This window comes from Paenisporosarcina sp. TG20, assembly GCF_000286315.1.
Taxonomy (GTDB): Bacteria; Bacillota; Bacilli; order Bacillales_A; family Planococcaceae; genus Paenisporosarcina.
Genome location: NZ_ALJG01000206.1, coordinates 1 through 9,400, shown reverse-complemented (window position 1 = coordinate 9,400; position 9,400 = coordinate 1). Strand labels below are relative to the sequence as shown.

Here is a 9,400-nt window from a genome sequence, read left to right as displayed (position 1 = left end):
AATCAGCGGTATCATACTAGAACCTACAAAATACCGGAAATACTGGATTCATGGCTCACTAAATTTATATACTTTTGTATGAAAACACCTGTAGATAAAAAGACAATATTTAACTAACCGTCCCTTCTATCTTTTTTTGAAGGGTTTTACTATTACCTCTTTTTTGTTTGAAGATCACTTTTCATGGTAGATGGTGGCTTACGTGAAACGTAAGCCACGGTGGTTTCTTATCTTGCAAGAAAAAATGGGCAAAGTATGCCCGGTCCTTTTAAGCAATTACTAATGATTTTATGTGTTAGTAGAAAGTGTCTTCCTACTGTGTCAACTTCGGTTTCCGGATTGCTTTAGACGGCAATCCTACTGCACCATAACCTGAAGAATGAAGGACCGGAGTGAATCGAAGTCACTTCACTACATACAGGCAATCTTCCGGCGGGTTTGCGTCCGACGCGCCCATTCAACCATTGGCATATCGTATTTTGATTTGGGTTGATCAAAGAAAAGACATTAATTTTATGTAGAGGGGAGGCAGAAGATATTACTTCGACCTTTTTCTTCCTTTTGGGTAGTTTCTTTAATTACCAGGCGTAAGAAGGGGTTATTGACATACCGCAAGATACAATGTTCTTCAAGTTAAGGATCACAGCATGGAAACTCTTCACATTAATCGGATTAACGAGCGTCCTGCAAAGAAATTCCGTTTTAACTAGGCAAATCACTTTTCAAGGTTTGTCCATACCGGCTTCCAATATATTCCTGTATTTTCCATTAAAACATCTTTTACTTTCATGAGAGTTCAACCAATCTTGTAATTTCAACAATCCAAATTTGGTCGCGAAAAAAAATTCAAGTCTGGTCGTATTATTATAATCTATATTACCAAAAGCCAATAAGTCCTAACCTCTTTTTAGACTGGAGATAGTTTTCATGGTAGTTTCTCTTTTCAAAAAATCCCCAATTCGATTGTTAAGATCGAATTGGGGTTTCATTTTTATTCAGCTGTTGTGTAACGTACTAAAATGGAACCAGTCTTAGCTTCTCCTTTTACATACAAAGGAGGGGTTGTTGAACCAGCAACATCTTTTGTAAAACGAATATTTTTTTGTAGGAAATGGTCTTGTTCATTTATCCGTGTTACATCAGATAAAGCCACATCCATTTTACCCAAGTTTGAAGCTATTTCACCTTGTAAACCAACCGTAGAAGGTATATATATTTCTACTGTACCAGCTACAGCACGTCCCTCAATTTTACGAGCATCTGCGTTTTTCGTTGTAATAACAACGTGTCCATTAACCGATTGTGCCTCGATGTCTTTTAGGTGACCATCGATATAAATGCGTCCATTAATTGTTTCAGCATCAATTTTGTTTCCTTTTGCCTCTTTTAAATTAATCGTACCATTTGCAGTTTGGACTTCTCCATCTTCATGTTGAACATCTTTAAGTTCAATTTTCCCATTGGCTGTTTTGATTTTTAGTCGATCTACTTTTATATGTGCACCGATAAATGCACCATTAAACAAACGAACTGAAATTAAATCATACAGCTTTTGGGGTACATATAAGACGACATTTACAGAAGTAGTCTTTAAATCACTGATAATACGTAATTTTTGTTGATCTACGACAAATATAAACTTCTCGAGAAATTCCTTTTTTGCTTCTTCTTCAGATGGTGAACGGTACACTTTCACACGACACTCTGCACGTGTTTGACCGTCTTCTGAAGGATATATTTCAAGTTTACCATTTGCAATATCTGCAGTAATTTCTTTGAAATCAACCTCTTCTTTTGTAAAGGTATGATGAAATTCAATTGGCTCCCCGAAAGGCATATCGAAATCAAATGATTTCACTTTCCCAACAGTGGTTTGCATGAATTGCATGAATCGTTCACCAATCTGTGTAAAGTCCTTTTTAATGTCTTCCATAAAATCTTCCGCTTGAGACGATGAAGACTTCTTGTTATGTGTTTCTGAACTTGTGTGTGTTTCCGAGTTTGAGTGTGTTGAATGAGTTTGTGATTCAAAATGATGACTCTGCTCATTATTCTTTGTTGCGTTCAATTTAGCTTCTTCATTTCCTAAAGCCTCTAGCAATACCAACGCTTCATGAGCAGAAATCGTCCCCTTTTCGACTAAATCTAAAATGAGTTTACGTTCTTCTTGCATATAATTTGGCCTCCTTCAAAGTCGCTTTACGCTGAACTTTGTTCTTACCTTATACATACGGTTGTAAATCAGAAAAAGTTTCACTTTGCTGAAATTGTTGTCTCTTTTTTTATCTTTTTCTTAGAAGATGCTTTTATTATTTGTTCTTCCATTCGTTTACGATCGCGTTCTAGAACTAATTTTAAATAGTAACCGGTATGTGAATTTGGTACTGCAGCAACCTCTTCAGGGGTCCCAACCGCTAAGATTGTCCCCCCCTTGTCACCGCCTTCAGGACCTAAGTCAATCACATAATCTGATGTTTTAATAACATCTAAATTGTGTTCGATGACTACCACCGTGTCTCCGTTTTCCACTAACCGCTGTAACACTACAAGTAAACGAGCGATATCATGCGCATGAAGTCCTGTCGTCGGCTCGTCTAAAATATAGAAAGATTTTCCATTAGAACGTTTGTGTAATTCAGAAGCCAATTTCACCCGCTGTGCTTCTCCACCTGATAACGTCGTTGCTGACTGACCAAGTGCCATATAACCTAATCCGACGTCAACGATTGTTTGAAGTTTACGACTAATCTTTGGTATGTTTTCAAAGTATTTGAGTGCATCTTCAACAGTCATTTGTAATACATTCGCAATATTTTCACCTTTGTATTTTACTTCTAGTGTCTCACGATTGTAACGCTTCCCGTGACAAATTTCACATGGTACATAGACGTCAGGTAAAAAATGCATTTCAATCTTAATAATTCCATCTCCTCGACACGCTTCACAGCGGCCTCCTTTGACGTTGAAACTAAAACGTCCTTTTTTATATCCTCGTACTTTCGCTTCGTTCGTTGATGCAAAGACATCACGAATGTCATCGAAAACTCCCGTATATGTTGCTGGATTTGATCTTGGTGTACGTCCAATCGGTGATTGGTTAATATCAATAACCTTTTCTAGCTGGTCGATTCCGGTTACCTCTTTGTGTTGGCCAGGTTTCGTTTTTGCACGATTCAGCTTTTGTGCAAGTGATTTATGCAAAATCCCATTGATTAACGTACTTTTTCCTGAACCCGAAACACCTGTAACAGATGTAAATAAGCCAAGTGGAATATCCACTGTTACATTTTTCAGGTTATTTTCAGTCGCTTCTTTAATACTAATCATACGACCGTCTGGTTTTCGACGTTGATTAGGAAGGGCTATATATTTCTTGCCACTTAAATACTGCCCGGTTATGGATTTAGCATTTTTCATAACTTGTGCAGGTGTACCCGCTGCTACGATTTGGCCACCATGGACTCCTGCTCCTGGACCTACATCGATTAGGTAATCGGCAGCAAACATTGTATCTTCATCATGTTCCACTACAATTAAGGTATTTCCGATATCTCGCATATTTTTTAGTGTAGCAATAAGTCTATTATTATCACGCTGATGTAAACCAATAGAAGGTTCGTCTAAGACGTAAAGTACTCCAGTTAAACGAGAACCAATTTGAGTCGCTAAACGGATACGCTGGGCCTCACCACCTGATAGCGTCCCTGCAGTTCTGTTTAACGTTAAATAATCTAAGCCTACATTAATGAGGAACCCAAGTCGTTCATCGAGTTCACGTAAAATAAGGTGTGCGATCTGCATGTCTTTTTCCGACAACTCTAGAGACTTGAAAAATGCTTCTGCCTCTTCAATAGAAAATGCTGTTACTTGACCAATATGATGTGATGCAACTTTTACAGCTAACGTCTCCGGCTTCAATCGGTAACCTTTACATGTTGGACAGTCTTGTTGTGCCATATACTTTTCCATTTGTTCGCGAATATAATCGGAAGACGTTTCCTTATAACGACGTTCCACATTTCTTAAAACACCTTCAAAATAAATCTCATTATCTCGTACTTGTCCAAAGTCATTTTCATAACGAAAGCGAATTTTGTCAGTTCCAGATCCATAAATAATTTTATCCATTTGATCTTTTGAGAGTTTTTCTACGGGCTTATTCATATTGATTTTGTAATGCTTGCAAATGGCACCTAATAGTTGTGGGTAGTATTGCGAACTTGTTGGTTCCCACGGGACAATAGCTCCCTTATTTAAAGATTCTGACCAGTCCGGAATTACAAGTTCTAGATCTACTTCTAACTTCGTACCAAGACCATCACATTCGGGACAAGCACCGAAAGGGCTATTAAACGAAAACATACGTGGTTCTAGTTCACCTATAGAAAATCCACATATAGGACAAGCGTGATGTTCACTAAATAGCAATTCCTCATGTTCCATAACATCAATTAACACACGACCATCAGCCAACCTAAGTGCTGACTCTAAAGAATCCGCCAATCTTGCAGCGATATCTTCTTTCATTACAACACGATCAATTACTATCTCAATATCATGCTTTTTATTTTTATCTAAATTAATATCATCATCTAAATCCATTAAATCTCCGTTTACTCGAACACGTACATAACCCTGTTTTTTTACATCTTCCAGCATTTTAGCATGTGTCCCTTTTCTACCGGAAACAATAGGCGCTAATATTTGCATGCGTGTACGTTCGGGAAATTCCATTAAACGATCGACCATTTGCTCTATTGTTTGAGATGAAATTTCAATCCCATGTTTTGGACATATCGGCTTACCTACACGGGCAAATAATAAGCGTAAATAATCATAAATCTCAGTTGCAGTACCAACTGTAGATCGAGGGTTACGACTTGTTGTTTTTTGATCTATGGAAATCGCTGGGGACAAACCTTCAATTGAATCCACATCAGGCTTGTCCATTTGACCTAAAAATTGACGTGCATAGGAAGACAACGATTCTACATAACGGCGTTGTCCTTCCGCATAAATGGTATCGAAAGCTAATGAAGATTTACCAGATCCAGACAGTCCTGTCATTACGACAAACTTATCACGTGGAATGGTTAAGTCGATATTTTTCAAATTATGTGTTCGAGCACCTAGTATCCGTATTTCTTGTTTTTTCAAATCGTTTCATCCTTCCACTTTCAGTTCCAAAATCGTATCACGAAGTTCAGCCGCTCGTTCAAAATCGAGTGCCTTCGCTGCGTCTTTCATTTCTTTTTCTAGTGTTAATAACAAGGTTGCTTTTTCATCTTTCGATAATTTCTTGCCTTTAGTCACTTTTTCCATATAAGTTAATGTTTCTTCTGAGTTATGAGATGCACGAATAACATCCCGAATTTTCTTTTGGATAGTTTGAGGTGTAATTCCATGTTTTTCGTTATTTGCAATTTGAATATTACGGCGTCGTTCCGTTTCCGCAATCGCCTTTGTCATGGAATCGGTCATGCGGTCAGCATACAAGATGACATGCCCATTCGCATTTCGAGATGCTCGTCCCATTGTTTGAATGAGTGAACGTTCAGAACGTAAAAAACCTTCTTTATCTGCATCTAATATTGTCACAAGGGATACTTCTGGGATATCAAGTCCTTCTCGTAATAGGTTGATTCCAACTAATACATCATAAGTACCCATCCGAAGTTCCCGAATTATTTCAATCCGTTCTAGTGTTTTAATTTCCGAGTGTAAGTAGTTTACTTTAATACCGATTTCTTTTAGGTAATCAGTTAAATCTTCAGACATTTTTTTGGTTAACGTCGTAACTAACACACGTTCGTTCCGCTCTGTGCGTTGACGAATCTCATCGATTAAATTATCAATTTGCCCTTCAATAGGGTGAATACTGATTGTAGGATCAAGTAAGCCTGTTGGTCTAATAATTTGCTCAATCATCTCTGGCGTGTGTTCCATTTCATAAGGACCTGGTGTTGCTGATACGAAAATGGCCTGATCCATATATCCCTCGAATTCTTGGAACGTTAATGGTCTGTTATCCATCGCAGACGGTAAACGGAAGCCATGGTCAACTAACATTTTCTTACGTGCCTGGTCCCCATTGAACATCCCACGTACTTGCGGTAATGTGGCGTGGCTTTCATCCACAACCATTAAGAAGTTTTCTGGAAAATAGTCTAACAATGTGTATGGGGTTGCTCCTGGTTCACGCAGTGTTAAATGTCGGGAATAATTTTCAATTCCTGAACAAAAGCCCATTTCACGCATCATCTCTAAGTCGTAGCGGGTTCGTTGCTCTAGTCGCTGTGCTTCCAATAGTTTATCTTCTCCGCGAAGAATTTTTAATTGTTGTTCTAACTCGATTTCTATATTTTCTATTGCTTTCAACAATTTTTCTTCACGTGTAACGAAGTGGGAGTTTGGAAAAATCGCAACATGTTCTCGATCACCAATGATTTCCCCAGTTAAAGCATTTACTTCACGAATACGGTCAATTTCGTCACCGAAAAACTCAATACGCATACATCGCTCATCTCGTGAAGCTGGAAAAATTTCAACAACATCTCCACGTACGCGGAATTTTCCACGGACGAAGTTCATATCATTACGTTCATATTGAATGTCCACTAATTTTCTTAGTAATTGATTTCGCTCAATTTCCATCCCTATACGAAGTGATAAGACCATCTCGCGATATTCTTCGGGATTCCCTAAACCGTATATACAGGAAACAGACGCAACAATTAATACATCCTCCCGTTCAAATAGAGCCGATGTTGCAGAGTGACGTAGCTTATCAATTTCTTCATTAATACTGGAATCTTTTTCAATATAAGTATCAGTTTGTGGCACGTATGCTTCAGGTTGATAATAGTCGTAGAAACTTACGAAGTATTCAACCGCATTGTTTGGGAAAAATTCTTTAAATTCACTATATAACTGCCCGGCTAATGTTTTATTATGGGCCATAACTAATGTTGGTCTTTTAATTTCAGTTACTACATTAGACACGGTAAATGTTTTACCCGTACCTGTCGCACCAAGCAATGTTTGGTATTTTTTCCCCTCATTTATTCCTTCTATCAACTTTCGAATTGCTTGTATTTGGTCTCCTGCTGGTTTATAAGGAGCTTGTAAATCAAAAGATTGTGTCATATTTCACTCTCCTTTTATTTAAGTGCTACTATTCCTCGTCACCTGTAGCGTAAAGAGCCACTTTATCTTTTATTGGCACTTAGGGGTTTTTTTCATTTTATGTTCATATTTTATCATATTCCCCAATTCAATACGAATAAAAAGCGAACATATGTTTTTTTCATAAGTAAAGATTAGTAGACAAATCAAATCTCACTTGAATTTTTACAAATGAAAATGTCTACATAAATTATCTTTTAACAGAAAAATTTGTTAATATATCACTTTTTATCTATCGAACAATTTAAAATTTTCAACGTGTGATTATTTGGAAGTTTCTACGACATCTCAAAGGATATGTCACTGTAGGGGATTCTCATACTTCAGGACAAAAAGTATTACTGATTTTGACTCCCTTCACTTTTAACTAATAGTAAAAATTTAGTCAAAAAAATCCACTCTTCGAAAAGAGCAGATTAATCACGTGTCTATTAGAAATAATTAATTATACACTTTCATGCTGCAACTGACGTAGTTCGTTGGTATACACTACAAACGATCCTACATCCTTTTGATCAAGCGCACCATCAATCAGGGTCAGCAAGCGGTCTTTTCGTTGCTCTCGATGCACATGGTTTAAAAATAAATCCATGTAAATATCCTTCAACAGTTTTTCCGCTTCACTAACTGTTTGATTTCGCCCCATAGCTTTTAGAAAATCAGCATATGAATAATACTTATCCATTCCAATCACCTCGGATGCCTTTTTTCTATTATAAGTAAAAATGCTAGGAAGTTGCAAATGTTTTTTCTAAAAATATAGTTTAAAATTATTTATTCGAAATATTTTTAATTAATAGTAAAAAAGTATTGATTAATTCCAAAATTTATCTATAATAGGATTTATAATCTAATAAAGAGGTGTAAAGTCATGGATAAAAAAATATCAATAACATCAAATTACCTTATTTCGTTTAATACAATTGCTCTCGTACCAATTTGGGTTGAGAATAAGCTTTATACTCGTGTAATTGAAAACCATATTGAATTTCTCGTCAAAATGAAACCAAGTACTATTGTAAAGAAATCAATTACTTTTTATGGGAATTCTTATAAACATGCTACAGTTTTCTCTCGTGAATCCGTCGGCAATTTACATAAACTCCCTCTTATTATTTCACATGATTTTGGAGTTCCTTTAATTATGATGCCTACCCTTTCCCCAGAATCGGACGGGACCATTTGGATTGCATTTTCTGCTGTCGATCGATATTCAATTAACACACATAACCAATGTGTCGTACATTTCACAAATTCACAAACTCTCTCAGTAAATGTTTCGCATTCAACGATGTGTAGACAATTTGTACTTTCACATTCTCTGACGAATCAATTTCAAAAAACACGTGACCAAATAAATTATCCTTTTTCCAAGTCAAAACCTACATATTCAAACAAAAAAAAGCTTAAAAAATAACATTGGCATATACTTAATCCTTAAGCCCTTTGTTCATAGAAAGGGCTTATACCTTTTCCTTAACTCGAAATTACTTAATTCACTTGCTTTTCAATCGTCAAATATATCCCAAGTAATTCCTCCACTCGATTTCTTAGACGCACATTTAAGTAGCGACGATGCTCTTCGTATCCACTATAGAAAAAAACATACTCGGTAAATGTGTCGTCGTGATTACCACGAATGACTTTCATATTGTTTTGTCGCAAATATAGTTTGGTGTCTTTTAGTTCCCGTTGTGCTTCTCTTACTGCATGATCAATTATCGCAACGTAAGGTCTCTTTAACTTAAATGGACCTTTTTCAACAGTTTCACGGTCACGCTCTAAAATAGTTAATACCATGGGCAAATAAATCATTTTTTCAAAATAAGGTAAACTTTCGGTAGGAATGAGCGGCATCTTTTCGCCTCCTTCAAAGAACGTTTGTTCGTATTATATATTGTACTCGCATTTCAGGAAAATACAACTGGGAATTCAGGGGAATTTTTATTGAAAGTCTTGCTACGTCTCACTTTAAGTTAACTTGAATGTGAGATAACTAGAATTACCCAACCTAAAAAGACATAAGAAAAACCGGGCAAGTGCGCCCGGTCTTTTAAGAAAGCACACACAATTTTATGATCAGTTGAAAAGTATATATCAAACTGTATCAAATCTAGTGATTTCCGTTACAGGCGGACGCTTTCCGTGGGCGGTCCATGAGCCTCCACGACGCAAGCGCCTGCGGGGTCTCATCTGGCCTCGCTTTTCCCACTGG

At 36.9% G+C, this 9,400-nt stretch carries 6 protein-coding genes; 1 reads left to right on the top strand and 5 read right to left on the bottom strand.

Annotation, left to right across the window (positions count from 1 at the left end; all coding sequences use genetic code 11):
- Positions 1-991 precede the first annotated feature (991 nt).
- The 4 genes from B371_RS0104080 to B371_RS0104065 form a co-directional block, all read right to left on the bottom strand.
- Positions 992-2,173, bottom strand: coding sequence for a DUF4097 family beta strand repeat-containing protein (locus B371_RS0104080; protein ID WP_019413030.1), 1,182 nt, complete (start codon positions 2,171-2,173; stop codon positions 992-994).
- 80 nt (positions 2,174-2,253) lie between these two features.
- A complete protein-coding gene (uvrA, locus tag B371_RS0104075; RefSeq protein WP_019413029.1) occupies positions 2,254-5,157 on the bottom strand; it encodes an excinuclease ABC subunit UvrA in 2,904 nt (967 codons plus the stop codon).
- 6 nt (positions 5,158-5,163) lie between these two features.
- Positions 5,164-7,146, bottom strand: a complete 1,983-nt coding sequence (uvrB, locus tag B371_RS0104070; RefSeq protein ID WP_019413028.1) for an excinuclease ABC subunit UvrB — start codon at positions 7,144-7,146, stop codon at positions 5,164-5,166.
- A 484-nt stretch (positions 7,147-7,630) separates the two neighbouring features.
- The gene (locus B371_RS0104065; protein ID WP_026022960.1) at positions 7,631-7,870 is read right to left on the bottom strand and encodes an IDEAL domain-containing protein; all 240 of its coding nucleotides are present in this window, start codon (positions 7,868-7,870) and stop codon (positions 7,631-7,633) included.
- Between the two features lie 186 nt (positions 7,871-8,056).
- On the opposite strand from B371_RS0104065, the gene B371_RS0104060 reads away from it, so the two are divergent.
- Positions 8,057-8,602: a competence protein ComK gene (locus B371_RS0104060; protein ID WP_019413026.1), complete on the top strand. Its 546-nt coding sequence runs from the start codon at positions 8,057-8,059 to the stop codon at positions 8,600-8,602.
- A 74-nt stretch (positions 8,603-8,676) separates the two neighbouring features.
- Here B371_RS0104060 and B371_RS0104055 read toward each other — a convergent pair whose 3' ends face one another.
- Positions 8,677-9,042: a hypothetical protein gene (locus B371_RS0104055; protein WP_019413025.1), complete on the bottom strand. Its 366-nt coding sequence runs from the start codon at positions 9,040-9,042 to the stop codon at positions 8,677-8,679.
- Positions 9,043-9,400 lie beyond the last annotated feature (358 nt).